The 22,127-nt window shown below is 58.8% G+C and carries 21 protein-coding genes and 1 riboswitch; of the genes, 4 read left to right on the forward strand and 17 right to left on the reverse strand.

Annotation, left to right across the window (positions count from 1 at the left end; translation table 11 throughout):
* Positions 1-10: 10 nt before the first annotated feature.
* From G7G_RS0104665 to G7G_RS0104710, 10 genes are all read right to left on the reverse strand, one after another.
* Positions 11-1,381, reverse strand: coding sequence for a tetratricopeptide repeat protein (locus G7G_RS0104665; RefSeq protein WP_010438951.1), 1,371 nt, complete (start codon positions 1,379-1,381; stop codon positions 11-13).
* A gap of 180 nt (positions 1,382-1,561) precedes the next feature.
* Positions 1,562-2,746, reverse strand: a complete 1,185-nt coding sequence (locus G7G_RS0104670; RefSeq protein ID WP_010438953.1) for a CaiB/BaiF CoA transferase family protein — start codon at positions 2,744-2,746, stop codon at positions 1,562-1,564.
* Entirely contained in the window at positions 2,733-4,352 is a 1,620-nt protein-coding gene (locus tag G7G_RS0104675) for a thiamine pyrophosphate-binding protein (RefSeq protein WP_010438954.1), read from the reverse strand. The genes G7G_RS0104670 and G7G_RS0104675 overlap by 14 nt, the downstream gene beginning before the upstream one ends.
* Before the next feature lie 79 nt (positions 4,353-4,431).
* Positions 4,432-4,896, reverse strand: a complete 465-nt coding sequence (locus G7G_RS0104680; RefSeq protein ID WP_010438956.1) for a DUF302 domain-containing protein — start codon at positions 4,894-4,896, stop codon at positions 4,432-4,434.
* Between the two features lie 76 nt (positions 4,897-4,972).
* Positions 4,973-5,716 (reverse strand): precorrin-6A synthase (deacetylating), encoded by a 744-nt coding sequence (cobF, locus tag G7G_RS0104685; RefSeq protein ID WP_010438958.1) that lies wholly within the window; start codon positions 5,714-5,716, stop codon positions 4,973-4,975.
* Positions 5,709-6,437 (reverse strand): uroporphyrinogen-III C-methyltransferase, encoded by a 729-nt coding sequence (gene cobA / locus G7G_RS0104690; protein ID WP_010438961.1) that lies wholly within the window; start codon positions 6,435-6,437, stop codon positions 5,709-5,711. The genes cobF and cobA overlap by 8 nt, the downstream gene beginning before the upstream one ends.
* Positions 6,434-7,750, reverse strand: coding sequence for a cobyrinic acid a,c-diamide synthase CobB (locus tag G7G_RS0104695; protein WP_029621727.1), 1,317 nt, complete (start codon positions 7,748-7,750; stop codon positions 6,434-6,436). Before G7G_RS0104695 ends, cobA begins: the two co-directional genes overlap by 4 nt.
* On the reverse strand, positions 7,743-8,537 hold the full coding sequence (gene cobM / locus G7G_RS0104700; protein ID WP_010438965.1) for a precorrin-4 C(11)-methyltransferase: 795 nt from the start codon (positions 8,535-8,537) through the stop codon (positions 7,743-7,745). Before cobM ends, G7G_RS0104695 begins: the two co-directional genes overlap by 8 nt.
* The gene (locus G7G_RS0104705) at positions 8,534-8,902 is read right to left on the reverse strand and encodes a cobalamin biosynthesis protein (RefSeq protein ID WP_010438966.1); all 369 of its coding nucleotides are present in this window, start codon (positions 8,900-8,902) and stop codon (positions 8,534-8,536) included. Before G7G_RS0104705 ends, cobM begins: the two co-directional genes overlap by 4 nt.
* Positions 8,899-10,098 carry a bifunctional cobalt-precorrin-7 (C(5))-methyltransferase/cobalt-precorrin-6B (C(15))-methyltransferase gene (locus G7G_RS0104710; RefSeq protein ID WP_010438968.1) on the reverse strand — a complete coding sequence of 400 codons (1,200 nt, stop codon included), beginning with the start codon at positions 10,096-10,098 and terminating at the stop codon, positions 8,899-8,901. The genes G7G_RS0104705 and G7G_RS0104710 overlap by 4 nt, the downstream gene beginning before the upstream one ends.
* On the opposite strand from G7G_RS0104710, the gene G7G_RS0104715 reads away from it, so the two are divergent.
* Complete coding sequence (locus G7G_RS0104715) at positions 10,097-10,828, forward strand: cobalt-precorrin-6A reductase (protein WP_010438969.1); 732 nt, start codon at positions 10,097-10,099, stop codon at positions 10,826-10,828. The genes G7G_RS0104710 and G7G_RS0104715 overlap by 2 nt on opposite strands.
* Here G7G_RS0104715 and cobJ read toward each other — a convergent pair.
* From cobJ to G7G_RS0104750, 7 genes are read right to left on the reverse strand one after another with little or no spacing between them, the layout of a single operon-like run.
* On the reverse strand, positions 10,819-11,583 hold the full coding sequence (cobJ, locus tag G7G_RS0104720) for a precorrin-3B C(17)-methyltransferase (protein ID WP_010438972.1): 765 nt from the start codon (positions 11,581-11,583) through the stop codon (positions 10,819-10,821). The two genes, G7G_RS0104715 and cobJ, sit on opposite strands and share 10 nt — an antisense overlap.
* Positions 11,580-12,308: a precorrin-2 C(20)-methyltransferase gene (gene cobI, locus G7G_RS0104725; protein WP_010438975.1), complete on the reverse strand. Its 729-nt coding sequence runs from the start codon at positions 12,306-12,308 to the stop codon at positions 11,580-11,582. Before cobI ends, cobJ begins: the two co-directional genes overlap by 4 nt.
* Positions 12,305-12,934, reverse strand: coding sequence for a precorrin-8X methylmutase (locus G7G_RS0104730; RefSeq protein WP_010438978.1), 630 nt, complete (start codon positions 12,932-12,934; stop codon positions 12,305-12,307). Before G7G_RS0104730 ends, cobI begins: the two co-directional genes overlap by 4 nt.
* On the reverse strand, positions 12,934-14,073 hold the full coding sequence (locus tag G7G_RS0104735; RefSeq protein ID WP_010438981.1) for a precorrin-3B synthase: 1,140 nt from the start codon (positions 14,071-14,073) through the stop codon (positions 12,934-12,936). Before G7G_RS0104735 ends, G7G_RS0104730 begins: the two co-directional genes overlap by 1 nt.
* Positions 14,070-17,363: a cobaltochelatase subunit CobN gene (cobN, locus tag G7G_RS0104740; protein ID WP_010438984.1), complete on the reverse strand. Its 3,294-nt coding sequence runs from the start codon at positions 17,361-17,363 to the stop codon at positions 14,070-14,072. The genes G7G_RS0104735 and cobN overlap by 4 nt, the downstream gene beginning before the upstream one ends.
* Positions 17,364-17,368: 5 nt before the next feature.
* Complete coding sequence (gene cobW, locus G7G_RS0104745) at positions 17,369-18,424, reverse strand: cobalamin biosynthesis protein CobW (protein WP_010438987.1); 1,056 nt, start codon at positions 18,422-18,424, stop codon at positions 17,369-17,371.
* On the reverse strand, positions 18,421-18,801 hold the full coding sequence (locus tag G7G_RS0104750; protein WP_010438989.1) for a DUF1636 family protein: 381 nt from the start codon (positions 18,799-18,801) through the stop codon (positions 18,421-18,423). Before G7G_RS0104750 ends, cobW begins: the two co-directional genes overlap by 4 nt.
* 84 nt (positions 18,802-18,885) lie before the next feature.
* Positions 18,886-19,088, reverse strand: a riboswitch (cobalamin riboswitch).
* A 145-nt stretch (positions 19,089-19,233) separates the two neighbouring features.
* On the opposite strand from G7G_RS0104750, the gene G7G_RS0104755 reads away from it, so the two are divergent.
* The 3 genes from G7G_RS0104755 to G7G_RS0104765 all read left to right on the forward strand — a co-directional run bounded on the left by G7G_RS0104755 (position 19,234) and on the right by G7G_RS0104765 (position 22,084).
* Positions 19,234-20,181, forward strand: coding sequence for an NAD(P)-dependent oxidoreductase (locus tag G7G_RS0104755; RefSeq protein ID WP_010438992.1), 948 nt, complete (start codon positions 19,234-19,236; stop codon positions 20,179-20,181).
* Between the two features lie 291 nt (positions 20,182-20,472).
* Positions 20,473-21,480 (forward strand): glycosyltransferase family 2 protein, encoded by a 1,008-nt coding sequence (locus G7G_RS0104760; RefSeq protein WP_010438994.1) that lies wholly within the window; start codon positions 20,473-20,475, stop codon positions 21,478-21,480.
* Positions 21,473-22,084 carry a class I SAM-dependent methyltransferase gene (locus G7G_RS0104765; protein ID WP_010438997.1) on the forward strand — a complete coding sequence of 204 codons (612 nt, stop codon included), beginning with the start codon at positions 21,473-21,475 and terminating at the stop codon, positions 22,082-22,084. Before G7G_RS0104760 ends, G7G_RS0104765 begins: the two co-directional genes overlap by 8 nt.
* Positions 22,085-22,127: the final 43 nt, after the last annotated feature.

Consider the following 22,127-nt stretch of genomic DNA (forward strand, 5'->3'; position numbering starts at 1 on the left):
TTTATTGTTCTTATTCGGCGGGGACGCTTTGTGCGTCGCCATTGTCGCGTGCGGCCTCGATCAACGCGCGGCGGGCGAGGGCATAGTTGTCTTCGCCACCGGAGCGCTTGGCGCGGCGGTCGTCAAGAATGCGCTCGACAGCATCCAGACGGCCGGCGCGCAGGCCTGAATCAATTGTGATGCGCTCGAATACATCACGTTGGGCGTGGCTGCCACCAGCCAGCTGCATTCCACCACGTGCGTCTGACAAAAAGTCAAAGGCTTGGCCATAGAGGCCTTCGCCAAAGGCCTCAAGCCCCTTGGCCGCAGCGACGCCGGGATCAGACATGCGGATCGGCGTATCGCCCTGGTTGCGCTGGGCATCGCTCTGGATGCGGTGCAGTATTTTGCTGGTCGCATCCGAACGGTTGTCGCCAGTCAGGGCCAGCAAGTAATGCAGGTCGGCGAAGATCAGGCATCCGTCTTCGGTGCGGGCGGCGCTGAGATCGGCCAGTTCTTCCCAACGGTTGCCTACGTCGACGCCCTCAAGCTCAAGCCGCGACAAAAGCGAGGTGGCGTTCGAGATATCTCGGTAATCGTCGGTTTTGTCCTGACGAATGTGGTGATCGTAAAGCGCCATCACCTGATCGACCTGTCCCAGATCCAAACGCATCAGCGCCTTGTGCCACCAGACGTGATAGCGGAAGTTGTTGCAATGCGCCCAGGCGTCCTCGCGTCCCGCGAGCCAGTCCAGACCCAACTGGGCATTGCCGGTCATCTCGTGCACATGCGCTACGGCGTGCAGTCCCCAGGCGTCGTCCGAGACCATCCACAAGGCCTGACGCCCGGCGATCTCGGCTTTCTCGTAGGCACCCGTTTCTTCAAGAGCAAATGAATGGCAGCCCAGCAGATATCCACGCCCAGCGTGGTCGGGTTCGTAAGCGGGCATCACGCGCTCAATCGAACGGCGCATACCGTGCGAATCCCCCAGAACGAACCGAGTGGCGTGGCTGAGTTTCATCGCCAGAGTGTCCGTGGGGTGCGCCCGAAGGATTTCTTCGAATTTCTGTACCGCTTGAGTGGGGAGGTCAGCCATATACATCGCCAGTGCCTCGACATACAGCTTTTCACGGTCCGAAACCGGCTGACGCTCCATCGCTGCATTGGCTGCGGTCAGCGCTTCGGCCGCGACCGCGATCATCTCGCGGCGACCCAGCAGGACCATGAACAGACCTTTGATCGCGTGACCCAGGGCAAAGTCCGGCTCAAGCTCCAGCACCTTGCCCAGATGCTGCGGCGTTACGGCTGCGTGCGCCATGAACCCAAGGAGAACACCATCCCACGCCTCGACGCTTGCGGGCTGGGTCAGGGTGTTCATCTGTCCAAAGACGTCTTGTTTCATGCTTGGGTCCAATCTGATTGCGGCATTCTATAGTGTTTGATGTAACAGAGTGTGCCGCGGGGTCGTAACAGTATCGACCCTGCTCTCGAATTGGTGAAAACGCGTGTGTGGAAAACGCGAAAAAAACCGCCGATTCAAGGGCATGTTTCAGCAACTTGCCGCCTAATCAGGCAGAGTGTTTCAATCTTCGAAGGGATTTTCTGCGTTTAGAACAGCTTGTGTGTCAGCGCCACAGACTGGAGGTGCACTGCGATATGTTACAGGTGTACGGGACAGGTTCAGAGGGTTTCCGATCAATTGCACCTCACCGGGTGCAGCCTGCATGGTGACCTGCATCCGCCGGGCAGCGACCTGATCTGAGGTGAAGACCTGATCAAGTGTTTGCACAGGACCAACCGGTACTTTCAATTCTTCCAGTCCTGCAATAACGCGGCTGGTATCCAGCGCCTGTACGGCGGGGCGAAGGATTGCATTCAATGCGTCACGATTTTCAAGACGGGCAGGATTGGTGGCAAATCGCGGATCGTCAGCAAGCTCTGGGTGTTGGATGAAACTGCAGAATCTTTTGAACTGGCTGTCGTTTCCGACCGCAAGAATCACGTGCCCGTCGCTGGTTGCATATACGTCGTAAGGGACAATGTTTGGATGCCCGTTGCCGCGTCGTTGAGGCACATTGCCCGAGGTCAGGTAGTTCACGCCTTCGTTGATCAGCCAGGCCACTTGCGAATCCACCAGCGCAAGGTCGACCTGCTGGCCTTCGCCGGTCAGATCGCGATGCCGCAGAGCCGCCAAAATACCGACGCAGGCATACATGCCGCACATCACATCGGCGATGCCAACGCCAACCTTCATTGGTGCGCCTTCGGGATCTCCAGTCAGCGACATAACTCCGCCATAGCCTTGTGCCATCAGGTCATAACCGGGTTTCGATGCGTTCGGACCGGTCTGCCCGTAACCCGAGATCGAGCAATAGACTAGGCTGGGAAACTCTTTGGACAGGGTGGCGTAGTCGAGCCCGTATTTCGCCAGCCCGCCGGGCTTGAAGTTCTCGATCAGGATATCCGCATGAGACGCCAATCTCCGGATTTCCGCTTGACCTTCCGCCGAGGCGATATCCAACGCGACCGATTTCTTGTTGCGATTGGATGACATGAAATAGGCGCTCAAATCCGAGCGGTTACCATCCGCGTATTCGATGTAGGGAGGACCCCATTGCCGCGTGTCGTCACCTCCGGTCGCTGGGTTTTCGATCTTGATGACGGTGGCTCCCAAATCACCCAGCAGTTGCGTGCAGGTCGGGCCAGCCAGAATGCGCGACAGATCCAGTACCTTGACGCCCTTCAGGGGTCCTTCAGATGCGGCCATCATATCCTCCACGGTCGATCTCCGCAGCAATGACAGTGAATTTGTCGGCTTTCAACGCCTGATCCAGCGCTGCCCGCAATTCGTCGCGGTTGCGCACCGTATGACCGTACCCGCCAAAGGCTCGCCCCATGGCGGCAAAGTCGTGGCGGTCGAAATCGACACCTCGATTGCCCATCTGGCGCTGGCGCTGCTTCAATTCAATCAGGGCAAGGCTGGAATCGACAAACACAAGAAAGATCGGGTTGCCGCCCATTTCGGCGGCAGTCGAAAGCTCTCCGGCGACCATCAGAAACCCGGCGTCGCCCGAGAAGCTGATCACGGGGCGGTCCGGTTCAGCCAGTTTCAGTCCAATCGCCATAGGGACAGCGCACCCCATTGTGCATAGCGCCGAAGACTGGATCAGCCCGCGCTCCTCCGAACACTCCCACATCTGGCTGAGCAGAATGCGATGGGCGCCACTGTCGGCGGTGGCGAGTGACTCAGTTGGTAGCACTGCACGGGTTTCCGCGATGATCGCCGCCGGTCCCCAGTCTTCATCGGTTGGGAAGGCTTCTGCCAGTGCTGTCTTGACTTGATCCGGTTCACCATTCGACCAAGTCTTGCGGGCAGGGTTGCCCTTGGCGATGGCCTCAAGCGTTGCGCTGGTGTCCGCCACCAAATTTAATCCGGCCTGATGCATATAGTGATCGTTCACTACAGCAGCAATGTCGATCACTCGCTTGTCTTCCGGGTCCCAAATCTCGCGCCAGCCAGGGCGCATTTCTATGGGGTCATAGCCCAAGCATAGCACCAGATCAGCTTGTTCCACCAACGGGATCAGATGCTTGTCGGCCAGCGGCGAAAGACCCGCCCCACCCAGACATAGCGGATGATCCTCGGGCACCACCCCCTTGGCCTTGTAGGTCGTGACGAAGGGAATGTTGAAATGCTCCAAAAACGCCCGCACGACAAAGCGCGAGTCGTCGTAGAGAATATCGAGACCAATGATCGCCAAGGGGCGTTCGGCCTCGGCCACCCAACGGCGAGCCTTTTCCAGACATTCAGCGCCAGGTGCGACGGGTGCGATTTTCGCGAGACGACGGTGTTTAACCCCCGATACGCGCGTATCGGCCACTGAGATTGGCACATCGATGTGCACCGGACCGGGGCGCGGCTGGTTCGCAAGCGATACCGCCTTGTCGGCGATGATATCGGCCCCGTCAGCAGTTAGCATGAAAGTGCCCTTGGTGATCGAGCGGTAGACTTGCGAGTGATCCATCACCTGATGAGTGTAGGTCAGTGCTTCGTCCGCATCGACGCATCCGGTCAACACGATCATCGGAACGCGATCCTGCAATGCGTTCGCGACAACGTTAATCCCATTCATTGCGCCCGGGCCAAGCGTGGCCACCAGAATCGCAGGTGCACCATCGCGATGATGAACGGCTTCGGCCATGAAACCGGCTGCGTTTTCATGTTTGGTCAGATGAAAGGTGATACCTGCGCTTTCCAGTGCATCCACCAATGTCAGAACCTCGCCACCGGGCATTCCGAACGCGTGGCGGCATCCGGCCTCGAAAAGGCGTTGTGCCAACAGATCCGCAGCGCGGGGGGACAGGTCCTGCATCAATCAAGCTCCGACAAGTTTATCTTTCAGCAGATTGCGGAGGACGCGCCCGGACGCAAGCAGCTTCACGTCAGTGTGACTATTTGACGGCGCGTTCCGCCACGGCCTGAAACTTTGCGTCTAATTCGGCGGCAATCTCGCGCAGCGCCTCACCGCCTTCATCCGTATATGGGGCGAACACAAAACTTGGCGTTTTGTAGGACAGGGTCGCAGTGCCATCCTTTTCCTCGGTCACGTAGAAACGGATGGGCGCTTCGATCATCGCATTGGTCGAGGTTTCAAGGACCCGAACTGCGTAGTCGTTGTTGAATGCGCCGATCACTCGGTTGCCCGGAATGGTAATGCCGCGCGAGGCCGCTGCTTTGGTCGGTCCGGCCTGAGTGACCACGATCAGGCCGTTCTCTTTTACCGCGGCCTTTGTGTCTTCCACGAGGCTCTCATAGCTTTTTCCGCTGGGGTAGACCGCCCATCCGGCAAGTGGTTCGATGCTGTCAGCCCAAGCAGGCATGGCCAGCAGGCAGATCGCAGCCCAAAGCGCCCTCATGTTCTATCCCTTCCTGTTGATTGGAGAATAGATGACAGAAAACCGCTGAAACGGGGCTCACAATCCTGTGCGCGCGTCAGGCCGTACGTTTCTTCAGCAGATAGATATCCATGATCCAGCCGTGATCAGAACGGGCTTGCGCGCGCGAGTCCAGAATGTCTTGCGCCACATCCGCCAATGGGCCTTTGATCAGAATCTCTTCTTTCATGCCCACATATGCCCCCCACCAGATGTCATAATCGGCCATCTCTAGGCTTTGGAACGAGCATTCGCCATCCAGCATAACAGCCACTTTCGATGCCGTTTCAGGCCATCCCTCATCGCGGATGCGGCGACCGGTGGTCACGACATAGGGTGCCCCCAGATCATTGATCGGGATCGCATGGGCCGCAGTTAACGCCTGCAACGCGGTGATGCCCGGCACAACCTGGACCTGCGGCTGTGGGTCCAGTCGAGCGGCGATCCTGAGCGAACTGTCATACAGCGACGGATCACCCCAGATCAGCAACGCGACCTTCTGCGCGTCGGGGTGGGCTGAAATCGCTTCGTGCCAGCGCAGGGCAATTGCGTCGTGCCATTCGTCGACACCTCGTAGATAACCGTCATCTGCCCGGCGTTTGGGAACGTCGAAATAGACGATCCGCGCAGGTTTATCGGTGACCTGCGCGATGATGTCTTCGCGCAAACCGGCCAGATCAGCTTTGTTCTCTCCCTTACGCGGGATCAGGATCAGGTCTGCTGATCTGATTGCCTGCGCCCCCTGAAAGGTCAGGTGGTCGGGATTGCCGGTGCCGATCCCGATCAGTGTGAGATCAAACATCGCCGAACTCCGCCAGCGGGCCATACAGGATCAAGGCAGGAGCAGTACCGATCTCGGTGCGCAGTTTGTCGGAAAGCTCTCCGATGGTGGAACGATGCAAAGATTGTTCGGGGGTTGAAACGGATTCGGCCATCAAGGCAGGTGTGTCCAGCGGCAGGCCATGCGCGCTCAGCGCTTCGACCAGCAATGGAAAAGTGCGCTTGCCCATAAATACGACCGTTGTCGCGCCAGCATCAGCTAGGGCGGGAAGATTCAGATCGGCAGGCAGTTTTCCACTCGCATCATGCCCGGTGACGAATTGAACACGACGCGCAGTCAGGCGTCGTGTCAGAGGAATTCCCGCAGTCGCAGCCGCCGCGACGGCAGAGGGGATGCCAGGAATGATCTCGTATTTGATACCGGCGGCCTGCAACGCGACCAGTTCTTCCTCTAGTCGACCGAACAATCCTCCATCACCGGATTTCAGCCGCACGACATGCTGGCCGGTCTGCGCATACTCAACCAGCAACCGGCTGACGTGATCCTGCTTGGGCGAGGGGCGACCGGCGCGTTTACCTACGCCCACCAGATCAGCGTCGTCACGTGCATGGGTCAAGATCGGGCCACTGCTGAGATCATCAAACAGCACCGCATCGGCCTTCTGCATCCGGTCCACGGCCTTGAGCGTTAGCAGCTCCGGATCACCCGGACCGGAGCCGATGAATGAGACAAACCCGGTCATACCGTTGCCTCCGCAATCAGGTGAAAGAACGTGCCGGTGACATTGCCGCGTCGCGATCCTGTCTGAGGGCCTTCAGCCCCTTCGGCATCGAAGACCCGCGCAAGAGGAGCGTCAGGTTGTTCGATGATCGAGGAATAATGGAACTCATGTCCGCGCAGAGCGGTACCTGCTGCAAAGCCGGGCATCGAGGCCAAAAGTTCAGCCCTACGATAGCCAAGGTTGAATTTGCGCTTTTGGTATGAGGTTTGCAGACCCAACAACCCCGCCATCTGATGCGGGGTGCCATCTTTGTCGACCAGCACTTCCCCCAATGCCATGTACCCCCCGCATTCACCATGCACTGGCCGCGTTTCCGCGTGTTTCCGCAGCCCGGTCAAGAAGGTATCTGCTGCTGCTAATGTTCCTGCGTGCAGCTCAGGATAGCCCCCCGGTAGCCAGACCAGATCGGCGTCTGCAGCTGGCGCTTCGTTTGCCAGCGGCGAAAAGGGCAGTATCTCTGCACCCGCGCTGCGCCATCCTTTCAGAAGATGCGGATAGGTAAACGAAAACGCGGCGTCTCGGGCAAGTGCGATCCGCTGAGCCGGGGGGTGCGGCAGTGCGGCCGACGATGGCCCATTAGGGCCTGAGGAGGCCGCCTTTTTGATCGTATCCAGATCAACATGTTCACGCAGGAATGCGGCGTAACCGGCGATCGCCGTTTCCAGATCGGGATGTTCAACCGCTTGAATCAAGCCCAGATGCCTTTCGGGCAAGGTAAGGTCTCCCCGGCGCGGAAGAACGCCCAGAACGGGTAATCCGGCACGCTCCATGCCCAAACGGGTCAGTCGTTCGTGGCGAGGGCTAGCACAGCGGTTCAGGATGACACCGGCAAAAGGCAAATCGGGGTTATACATCCGAAACCCAAGCGCGGTCGCCGCCGCTGATTGCGCCTGTCCTCCGACATCCAGAACCAATACGACTGGCCATCCCATTCGCTGAGCCGTTTCAGCGCTCGACCCATGCCCCAGCTCTCCGGGTTTGGCGACGCCATCAAACAAACCCATTGAGCCCTCGGCCACCACGATATCCGCGCCCGTGGCTTGCTCTGAGATCGCGCTGAGCAGCGGCTCTCCCATCGCCCAGCTATCCAAATTGAACGAAGCGCGGCCTGCCGCAGCGCGGTGAAAGGCTGGGTCTATGTAGTCGGGCCCGCTTTTGAACGGCTGCACGGTCAATCCGTCCTCAGCCAGCGCCCGGAGCAACCCCAGCATTACTGTAGTCTTGCCTGTACCCGACGACGGCGCGGAAATCAGTAGTCCCGGAGGGTTAGTCATCACCGTGGCTCCAGCTCGACCACGGGCTGTCGGCGCTTTGAGGGCGATAGCGGCGGTCGTATGTTTTTGAATACAGGCAGCTTTCGTCAAACCCTTCACCTGCGAGCGCCGGACCAACCATTATCAGTGCGGTGCGCGAGATGCTTTCGTCCAGCGCCTCTTTCAGCGTGGCCAGAGTCGCACGGATGATCCGTTCATCTGGCCAGCTGGCGCGGTAGACAACGGCGACCGGGCAGTCCGCACCATAGGCAGGGGTCAGGTCGGCGATGACATTGTCCAGATTTCCGATCGACAGGTGAATGGCCAGAGTAGCACCTGTTTTAGCAAAGTTTTTCAGCGTCTCACCTTCAGGCATCGAGGACGCGCGCCCAGGCGTCCGGGTCAACACCACCGATTGCGCCAGTCCCGGAAGGGTGAGTTCAGTTCCTAGAGCAGCAGCTGCGGCGGCAAAAGACGGGACACCGGGCGTGACGCTGACCGGGATTCCCATCTCTTTCAGACGTCTGATTTGCTCTCCCATTGCCGACCAGACAGAGAGGTCTCCGGAATGCAGCCGCGCCACGTCTTGCCCGGCTTTGTGCGCTATTTCGATCTCGGCCATGATCTGATCCAGATCCATCGGAGCCGTGTTCACGATCTTCGCGCCGTCGGGGCAGTGGCTCAAAATCTCCTCGGGAACCAATGAGCCAGCATAGAGGCACACCGGGCACGAGGCGATGATATCGCGCCCGCGCAGAGTCAGCAGGTCCGCGGCACCCGGTCCGGCGCCGATGAAATGAACGGTCATGGTTGTCCTCCAATGGCGACGGCGCAGGTTGCAAGCCGGTCGTCCGAGATTTGTCTGGGTGAAATCAGCCGCGCGCCATGCCCGGCGGCAGCAAGAGCGGATGCTTCGGCCACGCTGCTGGTGCCGTATGTGGCACGACTGCGGGGCGAGCAGGTGAGGGTTCGTTGTCCGGCAAGATCATGTGCCGGGACGAAATGAACCGGTAGATCAGTTACCTCTGCAAGTGCGACAAGTGCGGCATGTCCGTCCTTGTCTGCAACGGTTGCCAGGGCATCGACTGTTTTTCCTTTCGAGGCCAGATCAAAGGCAGCGCGCAGACTGACCAGCGTAGCAGAAGACGAAAATCCGAGCCCGGCGACGATCATAGCGTAAGACTCCACTGCATCACGGGGTAGGCAGATTTCCAACCCCGCCGTGGACCAAGCGAAGCAGCTTGCGCCAATTCGATACGCAACAGGTCTCCGCCCAGCTTGTCGTGCCACGCAGCCAGCAAGGCTTCGCTTTCCAATGTCACTGCGTTGGCGACAAGCCGCGTACCGGCGCGGAGATTTGCGTGTAGCCAGTTCAACAGCTCCGCGCTCAGGCCGCCTCCGATGAAAACGACATCTGGTTGGTCAAGGTCAACCAACGCCTCAGGTGCGATACCATGAACGACCCGCAACCGATCCTGCCCGAGCGCATCGGCGTTTCGGCGAATGCGCTCGACCCGATCTTCACGCGGCTCGATTGTCGTTGCAGTCAGCGTCGGATCGCACATCAGCCATTCGATGCTGATCGAACCGGTGCCGCCGCCAATATCCCACAGATGTTCTCCTCTACGCGGGGCAAGGGCCGACAGGGTCAGTGCGCGGATAGGGCGCTTGGTGATTTGCCCGTCGGTTTCGAAGATATCATCAGGCTTGCCCGAGGCTTTGGGAAAGGCGCACCCTGTGCCCGCGACGTCCAGCCCGACACAGACCGGATGTTCGAATGTTCCCAGTAGCGCTTCGGTCAGCGACACGCTCCGCGCGCGTTCACGGGGGCCGCCAAGGGCCTCCATGACATGCAGGGTACAATCGGCAAAGCCGGTTTCACCCAGATAAGTTGCAAGCTCAGCCACCGCTTTTCCATCACGCAGCAAGAGAATGGCGCGGAGGCCCTGCGCCAGGTGGGGGCGCAAACGGGTCAGGGGGGCGGCGTGCAGTCCAAAGGTTAACGTGTTTTCAAGCGGCCAGCCGAGCCTTGCAGCGGCTAGCGAAAAGGTCGATTGACCGGGTATGGCGGTCCATTCGCTCGCATCGAAATTTCGCGCGATGACGGAGCCGGCCCCGAACCAGAACGGATCACCCGAGGCCAGAACAATAGTTTGCCGACCGCGTAATCCGGTCAGTATCGGAAGACCATCGGCAAATGGAACTGGCCATTCAATCTGTTCGGCGTTGCTTTTGGTAATCAAAGATAGGTGGCGCGACGGACCCATGACGATCTCGGCGCGATCCAGCACTTGACGGCTTGCGGGAGACAGGCCATCCAGTCCATCTTCGCCCAAACCCAATACGGTTAGCCACGGAGTTTCAGACATGCCCAACCTCCTGATTCTTGGCGGGACGACCGAGGCAAATGCTCTGGCAAAATCCGTTTCCGAACAAGGTATTCCGGCCACGTATTCCTACGCGGGCCGTGTCGACACGCCACGCCCGCAGCCCGTTCCCACGCGCGTGGGCGGTTTCGGAGGAGCGGAGGGGCTGGTGCGTTACATCCGCGACCAAGAGATCAGCCATATCATAGACGCAACCCACCCCTTTGCCGCGCAGATGAGCCGCAACGCCGCGGAAGCCTGTGCTGCGACGGCGACTCCGCTGGCGGCGCTGACGCGGCCTGCCTGGGTCGCTCAAGATGGCGACAGTTGGCAGCATGTTCCGGACATCGACGGTGCCGTCGACGCGCTTTCCGGTTCCGCTCAGCGCGTGTTCCTTGCCGTCGGTCGCATGCATCTTCAGGACTTTGCAGCACAGCCTCAGCATCACTATCTTTTGCGGCTGGTGGATGAGCCTGAAACCGTGCCGTTTCCTAATAGAGACGTCATTATTTCGCGCGGTCCGTTCACTGAAATTGAGGACCGGGGGCTGATGCAGCGTCACGGGACGCAGTTGGTTGTGTCCAAGAACGCGGGTGGCATCGGGGCGCGCGCAAAGTTGGATGCCGCACGGGCGCTGGGTCTTCCGGTTCTGATGATCGACCGTCCGCTGTTGCCGCAGCGGACTGAGTTCGAAAAGGTTTCGCAGGTCTTGGACTGGCTGGTTCATACCTGATCCTTGTCAGGCGTGAATCTCGGCGTGTAAACGATCGGCGCGCCGTCGCGCTCGATCACCCGGGTCAATGACGAGCCGACGATCACGATGGTCTGCATGTCCGCCATGTCTGGTGTGGCCTCTGCCAGTGTTGAAATCCGCAACTTCTCATCCGTACGCGACACTGCGCGGGCGAACAGGATCAGGCGTTCTGGCTCACATTCCTCGCGAAGGATTTCCAGTGTTTTTACAAAGCCTTCCGGGCGTGACTTCGAGCGGGGGTTATAGAACGCCATCGCGAAATCTCCCTGCGCGGCAAGGCGCAGTCGTTTTTCGATCAAAGACCATGGTTTCAGATTGTCGCTGAGGTTGATGGCGCAGAAATCGTGCCCCATCGGCGCACCCGCACGGGCAGACGCAGCTAACATCGCTGTGATCCCCGGCAGTACGTCGATCTGAATGCTTCGCCATTCAACAGGACCATTCTCCAATGCCTCGAACACGGCAGCGGCCATCGCGAACACGCCTGGGTCTCCGGAGGAAACAACCACGACACGCTTGCCCTCGGCCGCCATCCTTAATGCGTGCTGCGAGCGGTCGATCTCGACCCGGTTGTCACTGGCATGTAGGGTCAACCCTTCACGCTCAGCAACGCGCGCGACGTAGGGGATGTATCCAACAACATCCGTCGCCTCGGCCAGAGCAGCGGTAACCTCGGGCGTGACCAGAGCTTCGTCTCCCGGTCCGAGGCCGGCTATTTTGACCCAGCCACTCATGGGCGACGGCCCTGACCGTGAACCAGGATGATCGAGAAATAGGGTGTGATACCCTCGCAATTGTCCGAGAGTTTGCAAACCCGCTGGTTGGGCATCTGGGCGTATTCGACGATCCATGCACGGTCATAGAGATCGGCCCGTTTCAAGGCGCGTTTTACCTTGTCAAAGTTGCGACCGATCTTCATGACCACCAACGCATCGGTTTGGGTCATGCGTTCGGTCAGCGTGTCCTCGGACAATGTACCGACCAGAACCGTCAGGACGTCATCACCCCAGGTTATCGGATCGCCGGTAGCGGTCCAGGCACCCGACATTCCGGTAATGGCTGGTACGACCTCGACCTTAGATATATCCCGTAATCGATTGTAAAGATGCATGAATGACCCGTAGAAGAAAGGATCTCCTTCGCACAGGACCACGACGTCTTCGCCGTTCTCTGTCAGCGTCTTCAGGTGGGCGGCGCAATCCTCGTAAAATACGGAAAGCAGCTCGTTGTACCTCGGGTCCGTCACCGGGATTTCGGTTGTTACGGGATACTCCATCGCAAACTCGATAGCGTCGCCGGGGATCATTCCATTGACGATCTTGCGGGCCTGCCCCGTGCGGCCCGGCTTGCGGAAGAACGCCACGTGTCGGGCATTGCGCAACAGGCGGTCTGCACGGACGCTCATGAGATCCGGGTCACCAGGGCCAAGGCCCACGCCGTAGATCTTGCCCCCGCTCATTCCACACGACTCGCGATGGCGTTGATGGCAGCAACGGTGATTGCACTGCCGCCCAAGCGACCTTTGACGATGCAGGAGGGTACGGGCTGCGCGTCCCACAAGGCGTCCTTGGATTCGACTGCGCCGACAAAGCCCACAGGGCAGCCGATGATGGCGGCCGGGCGCGGACAATCTGGGTCTTCCAGCATGTTTAGCAGATGGAATAGCGCAGTCGGAGCGTTACCGATCGCGACCAGCGCGCCGCCAAGATGCGGACGCCACAGCTCTAGCGCAGCGGCAGAGCGCGTGTTGCTCATCTCAGCGGCCAATGGGCGCACGCGTTCGTCATGCAGAGTGCAGATTACCTCATTATCCGCAGGCAGGCGGAAGCGGGTCACACCTTCGCTGACCATGCGCGCGTCGCACAGGATCGGTGCGCCATTTTCCAGCGCGGTGCGGGCAGCTGTGACGAAGCCGGGCGAGAAATGCACGAACTCCTCCAGCCCAACCATTCCAGCGGCATGGATCATGCGCACGGCCACTTGCTCTTCATCGGCATCGAACCGAGCGAGATCGGCCTCCGAGCGGATGGTGGCAAAGCTCTGTTTGTAAATCGCCGCGCCGTCGGTTTCGTATTCATAGGGCATCAGGTGAAGTCCATGGTCATAAGTTTTTCTTCGGTCAGGCCGCGTTGGCAGGGCTCATCACCTGCGCGACCTTGTTTGACAAGATCAAATCGTCCATTGCATCCTACTAAGGTGACATCTGCAGGGATCATCCGGGCGCAACCCTTTGCACACCCCGAGACATGCAGAGATCCGGGCACTCGAGCCGCCAAAACGCGCGCGATCTCTCGCGTTTCCACTTGCGCCTGCGGACAGAACGGCGTGCCAGGGCAGGCGTCGGTGGTCATCAGCGGGTCAGTACCGTCTGTGACGAAGGCTGGTGCGGGAGTATCTGCTCCGCCTTCCAGCAGGATCAACCGCCACGGTGTAACTCGCAGGGCAGACGCACCGCTGCTCTCGATCAGTTTCGAGAGCGGGCCTGCGGGCAATTGCCCAAACGTCGCGCCCAAAAGTGTTCCCAAATCGCAAGCGCCAGGCTGTAGAGGGGTACTTATTGGGCCAGGTGGGCTGCCTTGCCATTCGAGCGGAAGGTCTTGCGCAGAGATCACGCGGGCCATTCGGCGGGTCTCAGGCGTATAGGTGTCAGAGAACCACTTTGCCAGTTCGATCAGTCGATCGATGACATCAGATTCAGAAACAGTCCGTCCGGTCTCTGCACCATCTGCACGCAGAATCAGGCCGTTTTCGCCGGTTTCCACGCGTATGTCAGCCGAGTCTCCGGCTAACATGCGCTCAGGTCCCGTATCGATTGCAAATCCGAACTTGGCGGGCAGCGAGGGCAACTCTGCTAGGCGGTCAATCAGATGCTGCGTTAGTCGCGCTGTCAGATCACCTGCACGGTAGAGCGGTGTGACCAAAATATTCCGTCTAATCTCGATGCCGGGCTCGGCATCGAGAAGGTTCAGATCAGACAGCTCGGTCAATAGTGGCTGGTGGTCGGCTTCCTTGACGCCACGTAGTTGCAGGTTCGCACGGTTGGTCAGGTCGATAGTGCCATTGCCGAAACGGTCGGCCAATTCGCACAGACCCAAAGCCTGCTGAGCGCTAAGCCGCGCCAACCGCGGGCGTACGCGCACGACCAGCCCATCGCCGGACATCATCGGGCGATGTGCGCCGGGGCACCAGCCTTGGACGACAGGTTTGTCGGTAAGGGCGCTCATCCCAGACCTTCCAAACCGGCACGGATCGAGTTTCGGCGCGTGTTCCATAATCCAGCGTCCAACAAGGCACGGAATCGGTCTTGCATCGCCTGATGCGCACGCGGGTTGGCCTCTTGTAGAAAGGCATCGACGTCTTCGTCGCCAAGCGTGGCTTCGTGATAAAGGTCGAACAGATGCGGCGCGACGGTGCCAGACAAATGTGCAAACGAGGCCATGTGATCAAGCGTCGCCGCAATCTCGGCCGCGCCTCGAAAACCATGCCGCTGCATCCCCGCTATCCATCCTGGATTGGCGGCGCGCGCATGAACCACGCGGCTAATTTCTTCGGGTAAGGTACGGGCGCGTGGATTTTCCGGGTTGGTATTGTCCAGGTGATAGAGCTGAGCGTTACCACCGGTGATTTTCTTGGCGGCAGCAAAACCAGCCTCATGCGTGGCATAGTCATTCGCCAATAGCAGATCGGTTTCGGTCAGGTCCTGGAGATGCACAAAGCTGTCGGCATTGGCGACGCGCTGAGTAATGCCGTCCTTATCCTGTGCGATGTGTTCGCCTTCCAACGCGAAGGAACTGGCGTCCAGCCAAGCCTCACCCGCCTGCACGCGTGCCTCATCCGTATAGGTTTCGGACAGATGGGTCATGTTCAAACCATAGTTGCCGGGGGCTGGCCCATAGACCCGCGCGGCTGGCTCCTGACCGGCGTAAGGGTTCCAGTCGGCTGCTTCATCTCGTTTTGTCAGTGCGCGGACGGCCTGACCGTACAGCGCGGAAAGCGTCGGGAACACGTCCCGGAACAGGCCTGAGACGCGCAATGTCACGTCCAGTCGCGGGCGGCTGAGATCGGTGATTGGCAAAACTTCGATGCCAGAGACCCGCTCGGACCCTTTATCCCAAACCGGCTTCACCCCCAGCAGGTGTAGCGCCATGGCGAATTCCTCGCCCGCTGTGCGCATCGTGGCCGAACCCCATAGATCGACTATCAAGCCCTTGGGGTAGTCGCCTTCTTCCTGCAGATGCCGCCGAACCAGCTCTTCAGCGAGCTTGACGCCTTGTGTATAGGCCGCGCGCGTAGGAACTGAGCGCGGGTCGGTCGTGTAAAGATTCCGCCCGGTAGGCAATACATCCGTACGCCCGCGATAAGGGGAACCGGACGGCCCGGCCTCAATCCGTTTGCCCGCCAAAGCGTCAATCAGGGCGGAGCGTTCAGCGTGGGCCGACGGGGCAGGGTCGAAGGTGCCAGTCGCATCGGGCACCCGTCCAAAGATGTGCAGGCCGTCGCTGAACTGGCTTTCCTTGATGTCGCAGACAAATCGATCAATGCGGGTGATCGCCTCGGCGATGCAGGTGGCTTGGTCGAGACCAAGGTCGCTCTCCAGCCCGATGGCCTGTGCCTCGTCGCGGATATCTCCTTGCAGGCGATCACGGCGCTTGGGGTCCAGACCGTCCGCGTTCGAGAACTCATCCAGCAGTGCTTCCAGCCGAGCCATGCGATCTGGCGTACCACTTTCTTTCATCGGGGGCGGGATATGGCCCAGCGTAACAGCGCCGATCCGGCGCTTGGCCTGCGCAGCTTCGCCGGGGTCATTGACGATGAACGGGTAGATCACCGGCAGATCGCCGATCAACACCTCGGGCCAGCATTCACTGCATAAAGCGACCGATTTACCTGGCAGCCATTCCAGCGTGCCATGGGCACCAATATGGATCAAAGCATCCGCGCCTATCCCTTTGCGTAGCCAAAGGTAAAAGGCGACGTAGCTGTGACGAGGAGTGCGCGAAAGGTCATGATAGTCATCCTCGCGCAGCTCTGGCGTGCCGCGTTCTGGCTGCAGCGCAACCACAGCGTTGCCACGCCGAAGGGCCGTGAAATGGAATGCTCCATCTGCGAACACTGGATCGTCCTCGGGGTCTCCCCAGACCGCCTGCAGATCGGCGCGCAATTGATCGGGTAGCTCTGCATGCGCAATCAGGTAGTCCTGCAATGACCATGAAATCCGGACGCCCAGCAGGGTTTCGGCAATCGGCTCGGCCGGTGCGGTTGCATATCCCTCATTCTGAAGATCGGTCAGCATCGCTTCGGCTGAAGCAAGCGCATCAAGGCCAACTGCATGCGCCATCTGCCAGTCCTTACCCGGGTAAGTCGACAGAACCAGCGCCGGTATTTGATCTGAACTGGGCTTTTCGTGCAGGTCCAGCCAGCCAGAGACCCGATCGATGACAGCTTCGATCCGGTCAGGTTCGGGCTGGTGGGCAAAACGCGAATATTCCAGATAAGGATCGCGCTTGCCCGGTTCTTTGAACGACACGATGCCCGCGTTAATCCGCCCGTCGACCTCGGGCAGAACCACATGCATGGCGAGGTCAGCAGGCGAAAGCCCGCGTTCCGCTTCTGCCCAGGCTTTGCGGCGCGAGGTCGCGAGGGCGACCTGAAAGACGGGCACATTGGCAGCATCCAAGGGTGAAGTGCCTGATGCGCCCTTGCCCGAAAAGGAGGTGGCATTGATGATCGCTGAAGGTTTCAGCGCCACGATCGTCTCACGCAACCAGTCAGCGGCGGTTGGCGCTTTGAGCGACGGGGCGAACAGGCCAATGGCCTCGAATCCACGCGATCTCACACTGCGGATCAAAGCCGCGATCGGGGCAGTGTCGGCAGAGGTCAGGTAGGCCCGATAAAACGTGACAATAATGCGTTTTGCATCGCCCGAAAAAGCTGTGTCCGCCGGTATCACGCCACGATCCGGGCACCAGGCGCCGTAATCCGGTATGGTCTTTGCCCCCATCACCGGACCGGCATATAGTCCCGCCGCCAGCGCCGTCTGTGCGAGCGCGGCCTGTGCCGCAACCTCTCCGCCGGTATCACACAGATGCGCCAAGCGCCGCAGGGTTGAGACGGGCAGGGTGGAGTACTCATCCAGCCGCGTATCTTCGCGCCCGTCCGCAGGCAGGACAGCCAGTGCGATCCCCTTGGCCTGTGCCAGTGCCAGAACCTGCTGCAAGCCGTAAGACCAATATGGCACGCCGCCAATCAGGCGGATCAGGATGCCTTTGGCCCCCTCAAGCGTCTGTTCCACATATGTGTCGACTGACAGGGGATGTTTTAGAGCTGTCAGGTTGGCCAGCCGCAGGGTTGGCATGCGCCCGTCTGGCCCGCCACCGCGATGCCAGCCCGCCGCGAAAGCGCCAAGGTCACTGTCAGAAAATGACAGCACCACCAAGTCCGCCGGGCTCTGGCCCAGATCGGTTGGGGTCTCGGTTTCCTCTAACCCGTGGCTTTCGCGGAAGACGACGTGCATGAATCTTACTCGGCGGCCTCGGTCACACCCACAAGGATATCACGGATTTCGGCCTCTTTGATATCATCATGCTCGGCGATGACCACAAGGCGCGAGTGGCGCTCTTCACCAGGTTCCCACGGGCGGTCATACTGATGACGTACCCGCGAGCCGACGGCCTGTACCAGCAGGCGCATGGGCTTGCCCTGAACCGCGGCATAGCCTTTGACGCGCAGGATGTTCAGTTCCTTTGCCAGGCGTTCGATCTTGGCGACCAGATCCAGCGGATCAGTCTGTTCCGGCAGTTCGACGATGATGCTTTCAAAATCGTCATGCTCGTGATCGTGATGACCATCATGATGGCTGGGACGCGCTTCCATGTCGTCCTCGGCGGCAGCTTCAAGGCCCAAGACAACGCGCACGTCCACGACACCTTCGGCGACTTCGACGACGGGTAGGGGGCGAGGGGCTTTGGCCGCGATGACCTCTTTGGCTTTGGCGACACCTTCGGGACCGGCCAGATCGGGCTTGGTCAGCAGGATGATGTCGGCGCAAGAGATCTGATCTTCAAACACTTCCGATAGTGGCGTCTCGTGGTCGATCGACTCATCGGCGAGGCGCTGGGCGTCTACCGCTTCGACATTGGGTGCAAACCGACCAGCGGCAACCGCTTCGGCATCGGCCAAAGCGATCACGCCGTCGACTGTGATTTTCGAGCGAATGTCTGGCCAGTCGAACGCTTTAAGCAGCGGCTTAGGCAGAGCCAGGCCCGAGGTTTCGATCAGAATGTGATCGGGGCGCGGCTCCAAGGCCATAAGCGCTTCGATCGTGGGAATGAAATCGTCGGCCACAGTGCAGCAGATGCAGCCATTGGCCAGTTCCATGATGTTTTCTGCTGGGCAATCCGGGATTGCGCAGGATTTCAGGATATCGCCATCGACACCCACATCGCCGAACTCATTGACTACAACAGCCAAGCGCTTGCCTTGCGGGTTCTGCATCAAATGCTTGACCAGTGTCGTTTTGCCCGAGCCCAGAAAGCCAGTGATCACGGTGACGGGCAGTTTTTCGAGATTGCTCATTTCAGGGCTCCAATCGGGGGAATACGGGCCGCGCAATTCTTGCGGAAGTGTTCGGGGCGTTCACGCCATTTGACCAGCCCGTCCTCGGTCTGAAGGTACTTGGTGGCACCTTCAATGATGGTTTCGACGTGATCGGTTTCGCTGAGGTGTTCGTAAACGAATGTCCAGCGATCAGGTCCGCCACGCAGCACGATAGAACAGCCCTCATCGCAGTTTGAAAGGCATTCTACTGCTTTCAAGGTGATGCCCTCGGGCAGGGCGGCCTGTTCAAGCGCTTTGTGCAGCAATGTGCCGGGGCGTTGGGCGTCGTCTTCGACGGGTAGGCCGCGACGGCATGTAGTGCAGACCAGCAGCTCGACCGGTGTGGTCTCGGTCATGTCTCTCATCCCCCCAATCCTCTTCGTGGGGGACGGGGTTTCATGCGGGCCGATCAAAGCCCCACACCGGAACACCCCGTCCGGTTTCATCTTCGGGCGTTGGCAGGTCTCCCGGCTTGCGGATGTCAGAGCAGTGCTCTGTCGGATGTCCCGCCTTCCCGGCATTCGCCAGTGGCTTGGGCACCCTCTCCGGTCACGGTCGCGGGGGCGGCTGCGTTTGACGGAAAATCCGCTGACGCATTCCCTTTTCATCTGCTGCTGCAGACACCAACACTTGGCTCTTGGGACAGCATTACCCCCCTTGTCAAGCGAGTCTCGCTCAACAGTGCGTACAGGGGCAAAAAAGCGACCTCTGAGGGTCGCTGGACGGCATGACTTAGGTCAACAGGCGTGTTCGCATGTGCATCGAAAGACGAACAGGGAGAGCGTCATATGAAAGTAGGCTTCATCGGGCTGGGAAACGTGGGCGGAAAATTGTCGGGCTCGCTGCTGCGCAATGGGATTGACCTGACCGTTCATGACCTCAACCCTGATCTTGTGTCTGGATTTGTCGCGCAGGGTGCGAAGGCAGCTGAAAGCCCCGCTCAATTGATGCGGGATTGTGACGCTGTGATTACCTGTCTGCCATCTCCTGCCGCCTCGGACGCGGTAATGCAGGAGATGCTGTCCGAAGTGACATCCGGTAAGATCTGGATGGAAATGTCCACCACCGACGAAGCGGAAGTAAAACGATTGGGTGCTTCGGTGATCGAACGTGGGGGGGCTGCAGTCGATTGCCCGGTATCGGGCGGATGTCATCGGGCGGCTACGGGCAATATTTCGATCTTCGCAGGCTGCGATCGAGAAACATTTGAGCGCATTCTGCCGTTCCTGACGACGATGGGGCGCCGCGTTTTGCACACAGGCGATTTGGGATCGGCCTCAGTGTTGAAGGTGCTAACAAACTATTTGGCAACCGCAAATCTGATCACTTGCGCCGAGGCTTTGGTGACCGCAAAGGCCGCAGGGATGGATCTTGGCACGACCTATGAGGCGATCAAAATTTCGTCGGGCACATCATTTGTGCACGAAACGGAAAGCCAAGTGATTCTGAATGGGTCCCGCGATATTTCATTCACCATGGATCTGGTCAAAAAGGATATCGGTCTGTTTCAGGAGGTCGCCGACCGCGCCGGGGTGCCGCTGGAGATAAACCCGGTGATGATGGAAATCTTCGACGACGGAATCGCACGCTACGGTGACCGTGAACTTTCCCCTAACATTATCAAACGCCTTGAGGACGCCACGGGACTGGATATCCGTGCACCGGGGTTCCCCGCCGAAATGCAGGATGATGAGCCGGAAGAGCCGGGTTACGAAGTGGTTCCTCAGAATCGGTAAAACATATTGTGCTGACGTTCAGGAAGAGTTTCGTTTGTTGATGCCACGGTTATCTGCGGTTCGGAGGTGGTTATTCGGATTGTCGCAGGAAAGTTCTGATCAAGTCAGCGGTTAACTCAATATTAGTTGGCGCTGAATGCATATTGAGTTCCATCATTTTCATCAGCCCCCCCTGGGGGCCGAGGTGCGGTAGCCAGTTCTTCCTGGAACTTGCTGCGTTGGACAAATTCTGGAGGCTATTCTAAACAGATCAACAATAGTCCGATAATGGCACAGGCAAGAGTTTAACTTATGGGAAACGAGACCTTTCTCATCGTGACGACGATGAAGAACGAAGGGCCATTTATGATCGATTGGGTGGCTTACAATCGCGCAATCGGGTTCAATGATATCCTGATCTACACCAACGACTGTTCTGATGGCACAGATGTCATCGGTGATCGGATGCAGGCCTTAGGCTGGGCGCATCATGAGCGCAACAAGGTCGGACCACGCGCTGCGCCCCAGAACCGGGCTTTTACCCGATCTCGCAGTCATCCAAGCTATCAGTCCGCAAATTGGATCATGAGCCTGGATGTGGATGAATACATCAATATCCGTTTGCCTGAAGGCAATGTTCAGTCACTGGTAGAGGCAAGCGGTGAAGCTGATGCAATATCGATCTGTTGGCGTATGTTCGGAAATGCCGGCTTAAACGACTTTGTCGATCAACCTGTCCCTGAGACATTCTTTCAGGCGGCCACCGAAGACAGCTACCCCCATCACCGGACAAAAGGTTTCAAAACGCTATTCCGAAATAACGGCAAGTTCAGCCGGTTTCGCGCCCATCGCCCTCGGATAAATCCAGAGGATGCCCCAAATCCTGACGCACCGTACGAAGGGGTGTTGTGGAGAGATGCAGGCGGAAACCTCTACCCGGCAGATCAGGTGAAATGGAAGGCGTGGCGCGGATTCAGCCATGAATTCGCGCGTATTCACCACTATGCAGTACGAAGTACCGATAGCTTTCTTGTCAAACGTGAACGGGGGCGGACTAACCATGTTGGCCAGGACCAAGGTCTGAAATACTGGCTTGTAATGAATCACAACGACGTCGAAGATCGCTCGATCTTGGGCCACATGCCCGCCATGCATGACATCAAAGCCGAGATGATGGCTGATCCTCAGTTGGCCGAACTTCACCACAAAGCCTGCGAATGGCATAGTGCAAAAGCCGAAGAATTGAAGGCCAGACCTGATTGGCTAGATTTGGTTGAGGCTTTGCAGAATTCTCATATCGGAGAAGACGCCCATGGCTGAAACCGTATCCGCCGAGGACCGCCGCAAGAAACAAGCCCTGCAGCGCGAGCGGAAAGATGCGCTGAGGCGCGAAATGCTCAAGACAATGCCGCACGGAAAGCTCAGCATCGAAATCGGCGTCTGGCGGGGCGAGTTTTCGCGGATACTACTCGATGAATTGAAGCCTTCTAAGCTGTGCCTCATCGATCCATGGGGCGTGCAGCCCGACGCAGATGGTGGCGCATCTTTGGCCGGAGCGCGTAGCCAAAACGATATGGACCGCATCTATGAAGCGGTGAAAAACACATACGCCTCTGAGATAGCGAAGGGTCAAGTTTCGGTAATTCGCGATTTTTCGGTTCCTGCACTGCGCCTGTTCGAAGATCAGAGTATCGGTTTCGCCTATCTTGATGGAGACCATTCATATGAAGGGGTCAAAGCGGATCTGGATGCGGTATTGCCGAAGATGATCGAAGGCGGTGTCATCATGTTGGATGACTACCATCGGAGGGGATGGTGGAAAGATGGCGTGATGCGTGCATTCCACGAGTTTTTGGGCGCAAACTCGGCGGGCTTGCGTCTTAAGGCGATCAAAGGCGCTCAGGTCGCGGTTCAAAAGCTATAGTCAATGAGCCAGTTTCATATCGAATTGGGGATGTTGGCACCCG

Origin of the sequence: Ruegeria conchae (assembly GCF_000192475.1) — a bacterium.
GTDB classification, from domain to species: Bacteria; Pseudomonadota; Alphaproteobacteria; order Rhodobacterales; family Rhodobacteraceae; genus Ruegeria; species Ruegeria conchae.

Excerpts from the sequence above, each read along its gene's own strand:
- G7G_RS0104665 (WP_010438951.1), bottom strand. The coding sequence starts at position 1,381 with ATGAAACAAGACGTCTTTGGACAGATGAACACCCTGACCCAGCCCGCA.
- G7G_RS0104670 (WP_010438953.1), bottom strand. The coding sequence starts at position 2,746 with ATGGCCGCATCTGAAGGACCCCTGAAGGGCGTCAAGGTACTGGATCTG.
- G7G_RS0104675 (WP_010438954.1), bottom strand. The coding sequence starts at position 4,352 with ATGCAGGACCTGTCCCCCCGCGCTGCGGATCTGTTGGCACAACGCCTT.
- G7G_RS0104680 (WP_010438956.1), bottom strand. The coding sequence starts at position 4,896 with ATGAGGGCGCTTTGGGCTGCGATCTGCCTGCTGGCCATGCCTGCTTGG.
- cobF (WP_010438958.1), bottom strand. The coding sequence starts at position 5,716 with ATGTTTGATCTCACACTGATCGGGATCGGCACCGGCAATCCCGACCAC.
- cobA (WP_010438961.1), bottom strand. The coding sequence starts at position 6,437 with ATGACCGGGTTTGTCTCATTCATCGGCTCCGGTCCGGGTGATCCGGAG.
- G7G_RS0104695 (WP_029621727.1), bottom strand. The coding sequence starts at position 7,750 with ATGACTAACCCTCCGGGACTACTGATTTCCGCGCCGTCGTCGGGTACA.
- cobM (WP_010438965.1), bottom strand. The coding sequence starts at position 8,537 with ATGACCGTTCATTTCATCGGCGCCGGACCGGGTGCCGCGGACCTGCTG.
- G7G_RS0104705 (WP_010438966.1), bottom strand. The coding sequence starts at position 8,902 with ATGATCGTCGCCGGGCTCGGATTTTCGTCTTCTGCTACGCTGGTCAGT.
- G7G_RS0104715 (WP_010438969.1), top strand. The coding sequence starts at position 10,097 with ATGCCCAACCTCCTGATTCTTGGCGGGACGACCGAGGCAAATGCTCTG.
- G7G_RS0104710 (WP_010438968.1), bottom strand. The coding sequence starts at position 10,098 with ATGTCTGAAACTCCGTGGCTAACCGTATTGGGTTTGGGCGAAGATGGA.
- cobJ (WP_010438972.1), bottom strand. The coding sequence starts at position 11,583 with ATGAGTGGCTGGGTCAAAATAGCCGGCCTCGGACCGGGAGACGAAGCT.
- cobI (WP_010438975.1), bottom strand. The coding sequence starts at position 12,308 with ATGAGCGGGGGCAAGATCTACGGCGTGGGCCTTGGCCCTGGTGACCCG.
- G7G_RS0104730 (WP_010438978.1), bottom strand. The coding sequence starts at position 12,934 with ATGCCCTATGAATACGAAACCGACGGCGCGGCGATTTACAAACAGAGC.
- G7G_RS0104735 (WP_010438981.1), bottom strand. The coding sequence starts at position 14,073 with ATGAGCGCCCTTACCGACAAACCTGTCGTCCAAGGCTGGTGCCCCGGC.
- cobN (WP_010438984.1), bottom strand. The coding sequence starts at position 17,363 with ATGCACGTCGTCTTCCGCGAAAGCCACGGGTTAGAGGAAACCGAGACC.
- cobW (WP_010438987.1), bottom strand. The coding sequence starts at position 18,424 with ATGAGCAATCTCGAAAAACTGCCCGTCACCGTGATCACTGGCTTTCTG.
- G7G_RS0104750 (WP_010438989.1), bottom strand. The coding sequence starts at position 18,801 with ATGACCGAGACCACACCGGTCGAGCTGCTGGTCTGCACTACATGCCGT.
- G7G_RS0104755 (WP_010438992.1), top strand. The coding sequence starts at position 19,234 with ATGAAAGTAGGCTTCATCGGGCTGGGAAACGTGGGCGGAAAATTGTCG.
- G7G_RS0104760 (WP_010438994.1), top strand. The coding sequence starts at position 20,473 with ATGGGAAACGAGACCTTTCTCATCGTGACGACGATGAAGAACGAAGGG.
- G7G_RS0104765 (WP_010438997.1), top strand. The coding sequence starts at position 21,473 with ATGGCTGAAACCGTATCCGCCGAGGACCGCCGCAAGAAACAAGCCCTG.